The 16,349-nt window shown below is 36.3% G+C and carries 15 protein-coding genes and 1 riboswitch; of the genes, 12 read left to right on the top strand and 3 right to left on the bottom strand.

Annotation, left to right across the window (positions count from 1 at the left end; genetic code table 11):
• Positions 1 to 32: 32 nt before the first annotated feature.
• From C8D70_RS03415 to C8D70_RS03405, 3 genes are read left to right on the top strand one after another with little or no spacing between them, the layout of a single operon-like run.
• Entirely contained in the window at positions 33 to 773 is a 741-nt protein-coding gene (locus C8D70_RS03415) for a YebC/PmpR family DNA-binding transcriptional regulator (protein WP_110366404.1), read from the top strand.
• A 57-nt stretch (positions 774 to 830) separates the two neighbouring features.
• The gene (locus tag C8D70_RS03410) at positions 831 to 1,655 is read left to right on the top strand and encodes a UDP-2,3-diacylglucosamine diphosphatase (RefSeq protein ID WP_110366403.1); all 825 of its coding nucleotides are present in this window, start codon (positions 831 to 833) and stop codon (positions 1,653 to 1,655) included.
• Positions 1,656 to 2,627 carry a glycosyltransferase family protein gene (locus C8D70_RS03405; RefSeq protein ID WP_110366402.1) on the top strand — a complete coding sequence of 324 codons (972 nt, stop codon included), beginning with the start codon at positions 1,656 to 1,658 and terminating at the stop codon, positions 2,625 to 2,627.
• Here C8D70_RS03405 and C8D70_RS03400 read toward each other — a convergent pair.
• Positions 2,616 to 2,906, bottom strand: a complete 291-nt coding sequence (locus C8D70_RS03400) for a GNAT family N-acetyltransferase (RefSeq protein WP_062673684.1) — start codon at positions 2,904 to 2,906, stop codon at positions 2,616 to 2,618. The two genes, C8D70_RS03405 and C8D70_RS03400, sit on opposite strands and share 12 nt — an antisense overlap.
• A 159-nt stretch (positions 2,907 to 3,065) precedes the next feature.
• The gene (locus C8D70_RS03395; RefSeq protein ID WP_076596960.1) at positions 3,066 to 3,815 is read right to left on the bottom strand and encodes an RDD family protein; all 750 of its coding nucleotides are present in this window, start codon (positions 3,813 to 3,815) and stop codon (positions 3,066 to 3,068) included.
• Between the two features lie 28 nt (positions 3,816 to 3,843).
• Here C8D70_RS03395 and C8D70_RS03390 point away from each other — a divergent pair, with 28 nt between their 5' ends.
• From C8D70_RS03390 to C8D70_RS03360, 7 genes are all read left to right on the top strand, one after another.
• Positions 3,844 to 4,827: a stage II sporulation protein M gene (locus tag C8D70_RS03390; protein ID WP_110366401.1), complete on the top strand. Its 984-nt coding sequence runs from the start codon at positions 3,844 to 3,846 to the stop codon at positions 4,825 to 4,827.
• Complete coding sequence (locus C8D70_RS03385) at positions 4,811 to 5,773, top strand: DUF4013 domain-containing protein (protein ID WP_110366400.1); 963 nt, start codon at positions 4,811 to 4,813, stop codon at positions 5,771 to 5,773. The genes C8D70_RS03390 and C8D70_RS03385 overlap by 17 nt, the downstream gene beginning before the upstream one ends.
• Complete coding sequence (locus tag C8D70_RS03380; protein WP_110366399.1) at positions 5,766 to 6,557, top strand: DUF4129 domain-containing protein; 792 nt, start codon at positions 5,766 to 5,768, stop codon at positions 6,555 to 6,557. Before C8D70_RS03385 ends, C8D70_RS03380 begins: the two co-directional genes overlap by 8 nt.
• Positions 6,558 to 6,568: 11 nt before the next feature.
• The gene (locus C8D70_RS03375; RefSeq protein WP_110366398.1) at positions 6,569 to 7,726 is read left to right on the top strand and encodes a hypothetical protein; all 1,158 of its coding nucleotides are present in this window, start codon (positions 6,569 to 6,571) and stop codon (positions 7,724 to 7,726) included.
• Between the two features lie 112 nt (positions 7,727 to 7,838).
• Positions 7,839 to 8,870: an AAA family ATPase gene (locus tag C8D70_RS03370; RefSeq protein WP_181416089.1), complete on the top strand. Its 1,032-nt coding sequence runs from the start codon at positions 7,839 to 7,841 to the stop codon at positions 8,868 to 8,870.
• A gap of 67 nt (positions 8,871 to 8,937) precedes the next feature.
• Entirely contained in the window at positions 8,938 to 10,260 is a 1,323-nt protein-coding gene (locus C8D70_RS03365) for a DUF58 domain-containing protein (RefSeq protein ID WP_110366397.1), read from the top strand.
• A gap of 27 nt (positions 10,261 to 10,287) precedes the next feature.
• Positions 10,288 to 10,707, top strand: a complete 420-nt coding sequence (locus C8D70_RS03360; RefSeq protein WP_110366396.1) for an OsmC family protein — start codon at positions 10,288 to 10,290, stop codon at positions 10,705 to 10,707.
• Between the two features lie 187 nt (positions 10,708 to 10,894).
• Here the strand turns inward: C8D70_RS03360 and C8D70_RS03355 are convergent, their stop codons facing one another.
• Positions 10,895 to 13,510, bottom strand: coding sequence for an MGH1-like glycoside hydrolase domain-containing protein (locus C8D70_RS03355; protein ID WP_110366395.1), 2,616 nt, complete (start codon positions 13,508 to 13,510; stop codon positions 10,895 to 10,897).
• 188 nt (positions 13,511 to 13,698) lie between these two features.
• Positions 13,699 to 13,805, top strand: a riboswitch (SAM riboswitch).
• A 60-nt stretch (positions 13,806 to 13,865) separates the two neighbouring features.
• Here C8D70_RS03355 and C8D70_RS21300 point away from each other — a divergent pair.
• Positions 13,866 to 14,810 (top strand): alpha/beta fold hydrolase, encoded by a 945-nt coding sequence (locus C8D70_RS21300; RefSeq protein ID WP_110366394.1) that lies wholly within the window; start codon positions 13,866 to 13,868, stop codon positions 14,808 to 14,810.
• On the top strand, positions 14,810 to 16,348 hold the full coding sequence (locus C8D70_RS21295; RefSeq protein ID WP_110366393.1) for an ACT domain-containing protein: 1,539 nt from the start codon (positions 14,810 to 14,812) through the stop codon (positions 16,346 to 16,348). Before C8D70_RS21300 ends, C8D70_RS21295 begins: the two co-directional genes overlap by 1 nt.
• Position 16,349 lies beyond the last annotated feature (1 nt).

Here is a 16,349-nt window from a genome sequence, read left to right as displayed (position 1 = left end):
TGAGTAATTTTGTTGGAAATTTAAAAATTAAAATGGGAAGAGCATTTGAATATAGAAAAGCTTCTAAAATGGCCAGATGGGATAAAATGGCCAAGACATTCTCTAAAATAGGAAAAGATATTGCACTGGCTGTAAAAGCAGGTGGAACAGATCCGGAATCCAATCCCGCGTTGAGAAGATGTATCCAGAACGCAAAAGGGGCTAATATGCCTAAGGATAATGTTGAAAGAGCCATTAAGAAAGCGAGTGGTGCAGATGCAGAAAACTATGAAGAAATCACTTATGAAGGTTATGGACAAGGTGGTGTTGCATTTTTTGTAGAATGTACTACAAACAATACAACAAGAACTGTAGCCAACGTAAGGGCTATTTTCAACAAGTTTGACGGTAACCTTGGTAAAAATGGTGAATTAGCATTTATTTTCGACAGAAAAGGAATTTTTACAATAGATTTGGCTCAGATCAAAATGGATTGGGATGATTTCGAAATGGAAATGATTGACGGAGGAGCAGAAGATGTAGAAAAAGATGAAGAAGAAGTAATGATTACCACAGCTTTTGAAGATTTTGGTTCTTTATCTCACAAATTGGATTCGCTGGGAATTGAAGCAAAAAGTGCAGAACTTCAAAGAATTCCAAATAATACAAAAGAAGTAAACGCAGAACAGTTCAAAGCGAATATGAAAATGCTTGAGCGTTTCGAAGAGGATGATGATGTGCAGAACGTTTATCACAATATGGAAATTACTGAAGAGCTGATGAACTCTTTATAAAAAATAATATAGCATTCATATACAGTTAATTTTCAATTAGTTTCTTTGTACAAAACTATGAAAAGAAACGTTGAATTAGTTGTTATATCGGATGTTCATTTGGGAACTTATGGATGTAAGGCTAAAGAACTGTTGAGATACCTCAATTCTATCCAGCCTAAAACTTTAGTTTTAAACGGTGATATTATTGATATCTGGCAATTTAAAAAGTCTTACTTCCCTAAACCTCATTTGAAAGTAATCAGAAAGATTCTTTCATTAGCTACCAAGAACACAGATGTCTATTATATTACAGGCAATCATGACGAAATGTTCCGTAAGTTCACAGATTTTGAACTGGGAAAACTTAAAGTCTGTAATAAAATCTGTCTGAATATCGATCAGAAAAAAACCTGGATTTTTCACGGGGATGTTTTCGATGCATCCGTCCAGCACTCAAAATGGATCGCCAAACTCGGCGGAAAAGGTTATGACCTTCTGATTATTATCAATAATGTTGTAAATTGGTTCTTAGAAAAAATGGGTAAAGAGAAATACTCATTTTCAAAGAAGATAAAAAACAATGTGAAAAAAGCGGTAAAATATATCGGAGATTTTGAATTGACGGCTTCTGAGCTGGCTATTGACAACCAATATGATTATGTGGTGTGCGGGCATATCCACCAGCCTCAGATTCGTGAGGTAGTTAATAAAAAAGGATCCTGTACTTATTTGAATTCCGGTGACTGGATAGAAAATCTTTCTGCTTTGGAGTATCATGATAAACAATGGAGTATTTTTTATTACGATGAGCATAAACATTTACTGAAAGATGATGAAGCAGAAGAAATCCAGGAGATGGATAATTCAGCTCTTTTAAAGATTGTAACCAACTTTTCCTAAATGAAGATTTTGTATGCATTCCAGGGTACTGGAAACGGGCATGTCGCCCGAGCACAGGAAATCATTCCTCTTCTCAAAAAACATGCATCTGTGGATACCCTGATCAGTGGTCATCAATCGCAATTGAAGGCTGATTTTGATATTAATTTTCAATACAAAGGTATTTCTCTTCTCTATAATAAGACAGGAGGCTTATCTTACCGAAAAACATTTACCGAAAATAAATTCTTTGAAGCAGCTAAAACAATCAGGGAGCTGGAACTGTCACAGTATGATTTAATTATTAATGATTATGAACCTCTGACAGGTTGGGCTTCCAAGCTGAAAAAGCTGCCAATGATAGAACTCAGCCACCAGGCTTCCATGAGTTTTCCTGAAACCCCCAAACCAAAGGAAAAAGATTTTCTGGGGGAAATGATTCTTAAATATTATGTTCCCAGCGAAAGAAAAATAGGATTCCATTTTGAAAATTATCATCCACAGATCAAAAAACCTGTAATCAGAAGAAAGATCAGAAATCTGAATCCTTATAAACAGGGATATTATCTTGTTTATCTTCCCAGTTTTGCAGATGAGAATATTATTAAGGTTTTAAGAAAAATTCCTGTGGAGTGGAAAGTATTTTCAAAATACAGCAAAGTACAGGTAAGGGTGAAAAACGTGGAAGTATTTCCTATTGATGAAACTCAGTATTTGAAATACTTTGAAGGCTGTGAAGGGGTTTTGTGCAACGCAGGTTTTGAAAGTCCGGCAGAAGCATTGTTTATGGATAAAAAACTTTTCGTAATTCCTATCCACAATCAATATGAACAGGAATGCAATGCATGTGCTCTTGACAAAATGGGAATACCCAATTCCAAGGTTTTAAGTCTTCAGGAAATTATGGAGTGGGTAGCTTCCGATCATCATCTAAAAGTAGATTATCCGGATGATATTGAAGATATCCTGCTCAACGAAGTTTTAATTCTTTAAAAATATATCGTCCACATCACTCATTCTCATCATCACAGATCTTGCATAGGAACAGTGCGGATATACTTTCCAATTGTTTTCTCTGGCAAATTTGATGGCTTCTTCCACTAAAAATTTTCCCATTCCTCTCCCTTCGAATTCAGGGTGTACCAATACAAAAGAAATAATGAATTTATGATCTTCAGGGAAAATTGTATAGGTAAGTCTCCCTACTTCTTTTGTTTCATTGTTTAGAGTAAGAACTCCGCCGTTTCCGGATTTATTGTTTTCAAATTTCATGATTCAGGACTTTAATGATAAATATACAAAAATTGCACCGAGCTTTGCGTAAGCAATAAGCAATAAGCAATAAGCAATAGAGAATAGGCTTTGCTGTTAATTTTTCAACATTTTTAAATTAACCGTTCACTTGCGAAGCAAAATTGACGATCAACTCTACTAATTGTCTTTTCCTGTATAATAGTTGTAATCTTTGATAATAACATTGATGAACTGTCTTTCCGTCATTTTAGTGGGATCTATTTCCAGTTTCAGAATGCTTTTGATTTTTTCAGACAGTTTACTGATGATCTGGCGGTCGTCTACTTTTAGAGCTTTGGTATAATTATCTTTGATGATTCTCATGTCGTTATCACTCAAAGCAATCACCTGAGGGAAAGAAGGAATATAATTTTCATGGATATTCTCCAGGATTGTATGAGAAATATTGATGTTGTTCTTTAGAGAAATAACAGCTGTTCCGGAAGCTATGTCACCCAAACGCTGATTATTTTTAGAAACAATCATAGAAATAAGTCCTACTACTCCGGCAAATGAAACATCTACAATTCTGAAGACCCACCGGATCATATAATCAGCGAAGCTTGCCTGGTAACCGTCAATCTTCACTACTTTGATTTTCATGAGCTTTTTACCAGGAGTCTGACCTTCCATCAAGCTTTCCATTACAAGGGGATAAATATAAACAGGAAAGGTAAGGACAAGATATACAGCCTGTATTGACCAGCTGTCAAGACCCTCTAAAAGATATCCCAAATCAAAAATATTGAAGAACAGATACAGGATAATTACCACGTAGGCAATCCTGATCAGAAGATCAATAATAAAGGCAAGCATCCTTTCTCCTACACCAGCAATATTAAAATTAATATTTACATTTTGTGAGGTATTTATCGCAATTTGAGACATATTTTTTATTATTTTAGCCTTAACAATTATGAGAGAAGTTTATTTCATTAAACAAAATAAAGAAAAATGGTTGGGAATCGAACAGGTTATTCAAGGGAAAATAAAAAAAAATCCTGATGACCTGTCTTCACTGTATATAAACCTGATCAACGATCTTTCTTTTGCCCAGACTTATTATCCCAAAAGCAATACTACCGTTTATCTGAATCATTTATCTGCCCAGATTTTTCAGAAGATCTATAAAACAAAAAGGGTGGAGGAGAACAGGCTGGTATATTTTTTCAAAACGGAAGTTCCGCTGCTGATGTATCAGTACCGGAGATATCTGATGTATGCGTTTCTCTTTTTCATTTTATTTACCTCAATAGGAGTACTTTCTGCTGTTTATGATAAAAGCTTTGTGAATATTATCCTGGGTGAAGGATATGTTAATGAAACTGTTGAAAACATTAAAAACAATAACGCTGTAGGGGTTTATCAGAGCGGAAGTACCTGGGGAAGTACGATCGGGATTATTTTTAATAATATTCAGGTAGGAGCGAAGTTGTACATTTACGGCATTGCCGGAGGAGTGGGAACATTATTCGCTTTGCTTTCCAACAGTGTGATGCTGGGGGCTTTTCAATATTTTTTCTATGATTATGGTGCATTGAAAGAGAGTGCAAGAGGAATATGGCTTCATGGAGTCTTTGAAATTTTTGCCATGGTGGTGGAAGCCATGTGCGGATTGATCCTGGGAGCTTCTATCTTATTTCCGAGAACGTTTTCGAGATTTAATTCTTTTAAAAAAGGATTTAAAGATTCATTTAAAATATTTTTGAGTACGGTTCCTTTCACCATTTGTGCAGGGATTATAGAAGGTTACGTTACAAGGCATGCTTTGAAGATGCCTTTGTTTTTAAATTTGATCATTATTTTAGGCTCACTGGTAATTGTCGGATTCTACTATTTTGTATATCCGTCAGTTGTCTATAAAAAAACTAATAAACACATTCATGATGCAATTTTATAAAAAAAGAGATTTTGGAACTTTCATCAGTGACAGTTTCAATTTTTTCAAATTATACGGGAAGAATTATTTTAAAAATTATATCCTGATCAATGGTTTGCTTTTGATTTTAATGGTAACTGTGGTGATTTTCGGGTATAAAGAGCTCTTTTCACAGATATTCGGATCCAATCTTGGAGGAGAAACCTATTATTTTGAACAGTATTTTGCAGAAAATTCCGGAATGCTGATTACAGTAGGATTACTGACTTTCCTGCTTTTTATGATTCTGATGATTGTCAATTATCTGTATCCAGTTTTTTACTTAAAAAGAATTGCACAGGGAGCAGAAAAAATAAAGACAGATGAAATTCTTGGCGACTTTAAAAACAATGCCGGTAGAATTGTAAAGCTGTGTCTGGGAATGATCTTTATTGTTACTCCGGCAATTTTATTCGTGGTAGGTTTTTCTTATATCCTGATTTTTATTATTATCGGGTTGTTTCTCATCCTGTTGCTTTATCCAACAATATTTAATTTTACTACCTTTCTGATGTATGATTATTTTAATTCGGACAGAGGCTTCTGGGGAAGTCTGAGTTATTCTTTGCGTTCTCAGTTTTCTTACCCGCATGGAAGTGAAAAATCTCCGTTCTGGAAATATTGGGGATCTGCCTTTGTAATGTTTATTATCATTTACATGGCAACATCTATATTCACATTTATCCCGATGATGTTTTTTTACGGATCGCTTCTTACCTCTACACCGGACGGAAATTTTGAACAGAATCCTTTTACCGGAACTGCCGGAATCATTTTTTTTGTATTCTACGGAGTTTCCATGTTGCTTTCATTTTTTCTATCTAATCTGATGTATGTGAATGCGGGATTAATGTATTATGACAGCAGAACAGATCTTCACCAGAAAGTAGAATTGGCAGAAATAGATACGATTGGAATCAATGAATAAAATTCTTTTTTTCATACTGTTTTTTTTCTCTCTTGGGCTGGTTCAGGCTCAGGATGATGCTCCGGTTTCTGATGATCTGGCAGATTCATTATATACAACCGGACATTACAGGAATATGCTTCGTGCAGATTCTGTACTGATGAAATATCCGGTATCGGAGAATGAGGTGTACCCCAAAACATTCAAAGAAAACATTCCGTCCAGATATAAAGGAAATGAATTTGATTACTCCGTTTCAAAACCGAGAGAATCTTTCTTTCAAAAACTGATGCGGAAGATTAATCAGATTATACAGGGAATCTTTGGAGATACAGCACTCAATAAGTCGGCGGAACTTACGACTGTTCTTATTCGTCTCTTTGCCATTATTCTTGTTGGGTTTCTGCTTTATTTCATCATCAGATATATCATGGGCAAAGACGGAAATTTTATTTTTGGTAAAAAGAATAAAAAACTGGAGCTTAATGTGCAGGAGCTTCATGAAAATATCCACGAAATTAATTTTCCTGAAAGTATCGCAAAATTTGAACTTGCAGGAGATTACCGTTCTGCAGTTCGTTACCAATTCCTGTTTATCTTAAAAAAGCTGAGTGACAAGAAACTGATTAATTGGAATCCTGAAAAAACAAATAAGGACTATGCCGCAGAGCTAAAAGCTCCTCATCTGAAAAATGACTTCTCTAATCTGTCTTATATTTTTGATTATGTCTGGTACGGAGAGTTCAATATTGAAGAAGAAAGCTACCAGAAATTTAAAAATCAGTATCAGGCATTTAAACCATAACAATAATAACCATGAATAAAACTTTCAAAACATATGCTGTAATTTTCGTCATTGTGATGATTGTTCTGGCATTGCTTGAAGTTAACAAAAAAGAAACAACAGACTGGCGGAAGAATTTTGATATCAATGAAAAGTCTCCCTTTGGATTGTTTGTTTTTAATAATGAAGCTAAAGATCTTTTTAAAAATAATCTGAAAAAAATTGAGCAGATCCCCTACGAATACTACAGCCAGCATAAAAAGTCCCCTCACAATATTGTAGTTATTGAAAATAATATTGACAGAGAGTCCTGGAATAAAATTCTGACTCAGGTATCTGAAGGCTCAGACGCATTTCTGATGGTGACGCGTATGCCTAAAGAAATTTCAGACAGCATTGGATATTATGATTCTGAAATCTCTTTTGAAGAAGAAAATGTATTGAAACTTACCGATAAAAAATTTCAGAATGATTTCATTAAGCTGGATAAATTCCCATCGGGTAGAGGGTTTTCATTCATTAAACCCAGAGTGGAAGTACTGGGAAAAACGGTAGAAAGAAAGAATACAGATCAGGCGAACTTTATTAAGGTGAAGTTTGGTAGGGGATACATCTATGCGCATGCGGAACCACTTTTTCTGACGAATTATTATCTTCTGAAACCCGGAAATGTAAAATACGCTCAGGACGTGTTTTCATATCTTCAGGATAGGGAAACCCTATGGTTTGTCTCAAACAAAAGCTCTGAATCACGGTTTTTTATGAGATTTATATTGTCAAATCCGGCTTTAAAATATGCTTGGTGGATATTTTTAGGAGGCTTGATTCTTTTTATCTTCTTTAATGCAAAAAGAAAACAAAGAATAGTCCCTGTAACGGAACCATTGAGAAATACTTCCCTTGATTTTGTGAAAAGCATTGGAAATCTGTATCTTCAGGAAGGCGATTTTCATGATATGATGGCCAAGAAAGCTCAGTACTTTCTGAACAAAGTGAGAATGGATCTGTTAATAGATACCCAGCATTTAGATGAAGAATTTGCAAAAAAATTACATTTGAAAACCGGGAAAACCATGGAAATGATCAATGAAGCTATGGCACTTATCAAAAAAGCTCAGGATCCTTACGCCAGCGTAATGAAAGAAGATCTTACAAGGATCAATAAGCTCCTTGATGAAATACTTAAATAATATAACAATAGAATAACCTAACCATATAAAAGTTTTCAATGCTAAAATCTAAGCTCGTTAGTATAAATTTAATTGTAGATAAGCATTGTTAAACAGACAAATTAAAATTATTATGGAAAACTTTGATAACCCCAATATAGAAAACCAAAGCGCTATCAATCTTAATAAACAGGAAGAGCAGTTTCAGTCGAGAATCGATATGATAGAACTTCGTGCAAGTCTGGAGAAAGTAAAATCTGAGATCGGAAAAGTGATCGTAGGACAGGAGAAGATGATTGAACATCTTTTGGCCGCATTACTTTCCAACGGCCACGTTCTTATTGAAGGAGTTCCGGGAGTAGCGAAAACAATCACTGCAAAATTATTAGCCAAAACCATAGACGTGGGTTTCAGCAGAATCCAGTTTACACCGGATCTTATGCCTTCTGATATTTTGGGAACATCCGTATTCAATGTGAAAAACTCAGAATTTGAATTTAAAAAAGGACCTGTCTTCTCCAATTTCATCCTGATTGATGAAATCAACAGATCGCCGGCAAAAACACAGTCTGCATTATTTGAAGTTATGGAAGAAAGACAGATCACAATGGATGGAACACGTTATACTCTGGAAGAGCCTTTCCTGGTGATCGCTACTCAAAATCCGATCGAACATGAAGGAACGTATAGACTTCCGGAAGCGCAGCTGGACCGTTTTCTATTCAAAATCAATGTAGGATATCCTAATCTTGAACAGGAAATCGCGATCATTAAAAATCAGCACGAAAGTAAAAAAGAAGATAAAACAGAAGGAATCAACCGCGTTATTACAGCTGAACAATTGAAAAACTATCAGCATCTGGTAAAAGAAATCATTGTGGAAGCCCAATTGATGGAATATATTGCGAAAATTATCATCAATACAAGAGAAAACCAATTCTTATATTTAGGGGCTTCCCCAAGAGCTTCATTAGCACTTCTTACGGCATCAAAGGCATTTGCGGCATTACGAGGAAGAGATTTTGTAACTCCTGAAGATATTAAAGAAGCAAGCTACGCTGTTTTAAGGCACAGAGTAATCGTATCTCCGGAAAGAGAGATGGAAGGTCTTACCGCAGATGAAATTATCCGCCAGATTTTAGAAGGAATAGAAATACCGAGATAGGTTAGTAGAGAGAAGAGTTTGGATTATAATTTCTAAACCCTTTCATCTGCAACCTGCAACCCAACCCATGAAAAACTTATACATTAATACACGTTTCTTTTTTGCACTCATCGGAGTGGGGATTCTGTATGTCCTTGCATTTTTCTTTCCGGTACTGATGTGGGCTGCCCATATCGTACTTCTGCTATGTTTTCTGGCCGCAATGGTAGATTTTCTGTTGATTATTAATCAAAAAAATGCCTTACAGGTTCAAAGAATTCTGCCGGAAAAGCTTTCTAACGGAGATGAGAACTTTGTGAAAATTGATATTAAAAACAATTACAGCTTTACCATAACCACTAAAATTATTGATGAAATTCCGTTCCAGTTTCAGAAAAGAGATTTCTTGATTGAGAAGCAGATTGCGTCCGGAGCCAATACATTTTTTCAATATTCATTAGAACCCAAGGAAAGAGGAGAATATCATTTCGGAGGTTTGAATGTGTATGCATCTTCACCATTGGGATTCGTCTCCAAAAGATTTATTTTCCAGAAAGATGCCATGCTTCCTTCTTATCCATCTTTTATTCATCTCAGAAAATACGAGCTGATGGCCATTCAGAGTGAATTTTTGTTAGGCGGAATCAAGAGAGTGAGAAAACTGGGACATACCATGGAATTTGAACAGATCAAAGAATATGTACCAGGAGATGATATCAGAACGATCAACTGGAAAGCCACTTCCAAAACGAATCGTCTAATGGTTAACCAGTTTCAGGATGAAAAATCACAACGTATTTTTATGCTGATTGATAAAGGACGAACCATGAAAATGCCTTTCAACGGATTAAGCTTACTGGATTATTCCATCAATGCAACGATGGCATTATCACATATTATTTTAAGAAAAGGAGACCGGGCCGGAATGATGACATTTTCTAAAAAAGCGGAGAATAAAATTGCTGCTGATAATAAATCCGGACAGTTGAAGAAAATCTCTGAAGCTCTTTATAATATCAAAACAGATTTCTTCGAAAGTGATTTTAACCGTTTGTATCAGGACGTAAAATATTCCATCAATCAAAGAAGCTTGATTCTGCTTTTTACCAATTTTGAAACCCTGGACGGGCTGAACCGGCAGCTGAAGTATCTTCGCGGAATTGCTAAAAATCACTTGCTGGTAGTGATATTCTTCAAAAATTCAGAACTGCAGACGCTGATCAACAAAAATCCTGAAAGTACGCAGGAAATCTACGACGAAATCATTGCTGAAAAATTTGAGTTTGAAAAGAAACTGATCATCCAGGAACTCCGCAAATATGGAATCTATACAGTATATACCCTTCCTGAAAATTTGAATATCGATGTTATCAATAAATATCTGGAGATAAAAGCGAGAGGAATTTTATAACTTTGTAGAAGCAATAAGCAATAAATAATGAAAATTACACTTAACAGAATAAACGACGACTTTTTATTTGAATGTACCAACGCTCAGGGAAACTCCATTCTTTTGGATAATACTTCCCAGCCGGGAGCCAAAGGAGTTTCCCCGATGGAAAGTGTACTCATGGCTGTGGCAGGATGCAGCGGAATTGATGTAGTTTCTATTTTAAAGAAGCAGCGTCAGGAGATCAAAAGTTTTCAGGCAGAGGTAGAAGGAGAAAGAGTACAGGTAGAGGATGCAAAACCTTTTAAATCAATTACCGTTAAATTTCTTCTGGAAGGAGAAATTGATCCTAAAAAAGCACAAAAGGCTGCGGAACTTTCTTTTGAAAAATACTGTTCCGTATCCAAAACGTTGGAACCGAATGTAGAAATCGGATACGAAGTGTATCTGAACGGAGAAAAAATTTAATCTCTTACATAAAAGAGCAAAGAGGCTGTCTCAAAAGTCAAACAATCTGGCTTTTGTCATTCTGACGAAGGAAGAATATCATTGATAACCAAACATATGAGATTCTTCGCTACATTTCATTTCGTTCAGAATGACACTTTTGAGACAGCCTCTTTTTTATTACTCATTACCAATTACTCATTGCTTATTAAAAGGTGAGTCTTGGTTTTATCAGTTTCGCTACAGTGGCGGTCCATCCTGTTTGGTGGGAAGCCCCTACGCCACGGCCGTTATCTCCATGGAAATACTCAAAGAAGGTAATATAATCTCTGAAATGTTCATCATAATTGAATTTCGGATTCCCTCCATTGAAAGCCCTTTGCCCATGTTCATCCTTTAAAAATATAGAACAAAGTCTTTTGCTGATATTTTGAGCCACTTCATCAAGGTTTCTCTTGTCGCCGCTGCCTGTTGGAAGTTCTACTTTCAGGCTGTTTCCATAATAATAATGAAAACGTTGCAGACTTTCTACAATCAGAAAGTTGATAGGAAACCAAATGGGTCCGCGCCAGTTGCTGTTTCCGCCAAACATGCGGCTGTCACTTTCTGCCGGCGTGTAGTAGACCATGTTTTCCTTTCCATGTACTGAGAATACAAACGGATTTTCTTCGTATACCTTAGACATGGCACGGATTCCGTAAGAACTCAGGAACTCATTTTCATCAAGCATTCTGGTCAATACCTTTGTCAGTCTGTTTTTGCGGAGTATACTCATCAGGTGTTTTCTTCCCTGTCCTTCTTCGTCCCAGTGGGAAACCAGCTTGGTGAGTTCCGGCTTATTTTTTAAGATCCATTCCATTCTGGTCCTGAAATTCGGCATCTTTTCCAATAAATGATGATCTACAATTTCAACGGCAAACATAGGGATTAAACCTACAATACTTCTTAGTTTTAAAGAAACACTGTCTCCGTTTCCGAGCTGTAGTACATCATAGAAAAATCCGTCTTCTTCATTCCAGAGACCTTTTGTGCCTTCACCCAGATTTTCCATCGCTTCAGCGATATAAAGATAATGTTCAAAAAATTTGATCGCCATATCTTCGTACACCTTGTAATATTGGGCAAGTTCCATCGCAATACGCATCATATTCAGTGCATACATCGCCATCCAGCTTGTTCCGTCTGCCTGTTCCAGATGCTGGCCATCCTTTAGTTCCATATTCCGGTCAAAAGCTCCGATATTATCGAGACCAAGGAAACCGCCACCAAAAATATTTTTCCCTTTTTTATCCTTCCGGTTCACCCACCATGTGAAATTAAGCAGCAATTTCTGGAAGACTTTTTCTAAAAATAATAAATCCGGCTTTCCGTTATTTTTTTCATCAATTTTAAAAACCCGGAAGCATGACCATGCATGTACAGGAGGGTTCACATCACTCATATTCCATTCATAGGCAGGAAGCTGTCCGTTGGGATGCATGTACCATTCTTTTGTAAGCAGCAAAAGCTGTCCCTTGGCAAATTCAGCATCAATGATGGAAAAAGGAACACAGTGAAATGCCAGATCCCATGTTGCATACCATGGATATTCCCATTTATCAGGCATAGAAATAATATCCTTATTATGGAGATGATTCCATTCTGTATTTCTTACATATTCGTTGAAATTTCTTGGTGCTTCAAAGTTGGGATCACCTTTCAGCCATTTTCCTATATTATAATGATAGAACTGTTTATTCCAGAGAAGTCCGGCAAAAGCCTGTCGCTGTACATTTCTTTCATCTTCGTTTACGGTGTCATTCTGAATTTCTTTATAAAATTCCTCAGCTTCAGCCTGCCGCGTATTGAAAATGGCATCAAAGTTTTCAAAAGGCTCATCGGTCTCTTCAGGGCATAATCTGAATTCAAAAACTTTTGATTCTCCGGCTCCGATAAGCTCATCAATCAGAAAAGAGGCTTTTGTTCCCCGCTTTTCGGGATTTACTGTATTCGTTTTATCAGTAATGAAATTATTGATTCCGTCTTTGAAATACATATTTTCAGGAGCAGGAGCTCCGTAAAGTTTAGACGTATTGGTTTCATTATCACAAAATACACTTTCTGCGTTTAAATTCCTGGAATAGAATTTCTTGATCGAAATGCTGTCATGTCCAATGTTAATACTTCCGTCGGGAGATGCATTGATTTCTCCCTTATACGTATTGTATCCCCATTTCCAGTTGTTTCTGAACCATACAGTCGGAGCTACCAGAATAGGAGCTTCATGCTGACTTCGGTTGCATACTGTTATTCTGGCAAGAATATCATTGTGATCGGCTTTACAGTATTCAATGAAAATATCAAAATATTCATCATTATCGAAAATTCCGGTATCGAAAATCTCATATTCCGGTTGCTTTTTGCTGCGTCTTCCGTTTTCTGCAACAAGCTCATCGTAAGGAAATTCATTAATTGGATATTTATACACCATTTTCATATAGCTGTGAGTAGGCGTATTATCCAGATAATAAAAGATTTCTTTGATGTCTTCCCCATGGTTCCCCTGAGGATTGCTCAATCCGAAGAACCGTTCTTTTACCATTTTGTCCTTCTTGTTCCAGAACGAAAGAGCAAAACACAAAAGCTGCTTTACGTCAGAAATACCGGCAATGCCTTCTTCACCCCAGCGGTAGGCATAGCTTTCGGCATTATTATGATTGGTAAAGTTCCAGGCATTCCCGTTCGGGCTATAATCTTCGCGTACATTTCCCCACTGCCGGTTACTTACATAAGGTCCCCAGTTTTTCCATTTGATATCTTGTAATCTATCTTTTTCGGCGGTCATATCTCATCATTTTTCCACACGAAGTTAGTTTTTTTGACAAGTAATTCCAATTTTTTTCATCTGAATAATTATTAATATAGTCTTGAAATGCTTGTGTTTAAGGGCTTTTTTAAATATTAAAATAATTTTTTTTTGAAATTAAAAGAAAAGAACTACCTTTGCATCATTCGTTCATTCAAATATTGAAAATGTTATCAAGAAAGGTTGAGGGATTAGACCCTATGAAACCTTAGCAACCCTTTGTGCAAGCAAAGAAGGTGCTACGTTCTACCAAAGTATTTTGGACAGATAACTTACTGAAGTTCTTTTCAGCCATTTCCTGTGGCATTTTCAATTGTATTAAAATTTAATAGAATTGAAAACAGAACTAAACTATATTAATCTTTCGTATCAAACAAATTCCCAAAAGGAATACCATATCCCGTTAAGCTATCAGCTTTTTGGGAAAGATCTGTTTACAGCCCCTGTCATTTTAATCAACCACGCCCTTACCGGAAACTCAAATGTATCCGGAGATAAAGGCTGGTGGAAACAGCTGGTAGGAGAAAACCAGATTGTTGATACTGATCAATACACTGTTCTGTGTTTCAATATACCCGGAAACGGATATGACGATTTTTTAATTGAAGACTATGAAGACTTCACCCCTTCAGATATCGCCGCAATATTTCTGAAAGGACTTGAAGCTTTACATATCAAAAATTTATATGCCATTATCGGAGGCTCTCTGGGAGGAGGGATTGCCTGGGAAATGCTTGCCAAGCAGCCGGATCTCGCAGAAATATTTATTCCCATAGCCTGTGATTACAGAACACACGACTGGCTTCATGCGCAGTGTCTGGTTCAGAAATTTTTATTGAATGATAAAGAAGAACCATTACAGAAAGCGAGAATTCATGCCATGCTGTGTTACAGAACTCCACAGTCACTCAATGACAGATTTCAAAACCAATATAATCAGGAAAAACAACGCCTGGAATCAGAAGACTGGTTGGTTTATCATGGTAATGCACTGAACGAAAGGTTTAGTTTAAAAGCATACAAGCTGATGAATCATCTCTTAATGAATATAAACGTTGCTGAAGAAGCACTGGAGAACATACAGGCACGAATGCACATGATCTCCGTAGATACAGACTTATTCTTCCCGGCTTCTGAAATCCGGATGTGTTTTGAAAACTTAATAGAGAAAAATAAGGATGTTTCTTATCACGAGATCCAATCTATACACGGGCATGATGCCTTCCTAATGGAATATAAACAATTAAATAATATCATTAAAAACATTTTACAGAAGTAATGAAAAATGCTAACGAAATAAAATTTTTGAAGAACAGATCAATCGTCAAATTTGAAGGAGAAGATTTCCTGGGAGAAATCGGGATTGACGGACGTATTTTTAAAGCGCTTACTTTAGCGCGCATCAGTGTAGGTGTAATTTCTCAGCAGGCCGTAGAAAACGGAATTTCTATTCTGGTTCACGCCAATGATGCAGAAAAAGCAGTAGCCTGTCTTATTGATGAATTTGAAGAAGAAAGAAAATCAGGAAAAGTTTCCCAGATCTATAGTATCAATAATGTTTCTGTGATTGGTTTTGTAGCAGAAGATTTTAATAAGGTCTTTGCAGAACTGGCAAGAAACAATGTTTTCCCATTGCTTTTAAATCAGGTGGCAGGAGAAAACAGAGTCAATATCGTAGTGACTTCTTCACAGGATGAAAAAACAAAAAATATCATAGAATCTGAAATTTTCAAAAAGCCAAAGACAGTTCATCTGGCTATCATTGGTCACGGAAACGTAGGAAAAACCCTGATAGAACAAGTGCTTGAATCAGCAGAAGAAATTAAAAAACGTAAAAAAATTGATCTTAAAGTAGTCGCAGTAGCCAACTCTAAGAAAATTGCCTTCAACAAAAAAGGATTTGATGCCAATTGGAAAGATGAGGTTTTAACCGCAGAACATCCATCGAACGTAGAAGAACTGATTAATTTCTCGAACGAAAATCAACTGGAAAACCTGATCGTTGTAGATAACACAGCCAGCAAAGATTTTGTTAAAAACTATCATGCTTTGGCAGAAAACGGATTTGATCTCGTTTCTTCCAACAAAATTTTTAATACGCTTCCCATTGAGGAATACAGAAAACTAAGATATACGTTGAGCAAAAACAACAGACGTTATCTGTATGAAACCAATGTTGGTGCAGGTCTTCCGTTAATTGACACCATCAAATTATTACACCTTTCAGGAGAGAATATTACAAGAATTAAAGGCGTATTCTCAGGAACATTGAGCTATGTTTTTAATAATTTTTCTTTAAGAGATGATAAATTTTCAACCATCATCAACGAAGCTCTTGAAAAAGGATACACAGAACCGGATCCAAGAGAAGACTTATCAGGAAATGATGTAGCCAGAAAACTATTGATTCTTGCGAGAGAATTAGACTTAATCAATGAATTCGGAGATATCAATATCCAAAATCTGGTTCCGGAAAGCTTATTGGAGGTTTCAAAATCAGAATTCCTTTCAAGACTGGAAGAACTGGATGATGAATACCAGAAGATAAAAGAAAATCAGGAACCTGGACACGTATTGAGATATGTAGGTGATCTGCACGGTGATCTGCAGACAGATAAAGGCGAGTTGGATGTGAAACTGATTTCAGTTCCTGCAACTTCCGCTTTAGGTCAGTTAAAAGGTTCAGATTCAATCTTTGAAATTTATACAGAAAGTTACGGAGAAAATCCAATTGTTATCATGGGAGCCGGAGCCGGAGCACAGGTAACGGCAAGAGGTGTATTCGGGGATATTTTAAGAGTAAGTGAAACAAAATAAT

The sequence above is a fragment of the Chryseobacterium sp. CBTAP 102 genome (genome assembly GCF_003201365.1).
GTDB lineage: Bacteria > Bacteroidota > Bacteroidia > Flavobacteriales > Weeksellaceae > Chryseobacterium > Chryseobacterium candidae.
Note: the sequence above shows the minus strand (reverse complement) of the source record. Positions and strands in the feature narration are given on the sequence as shown.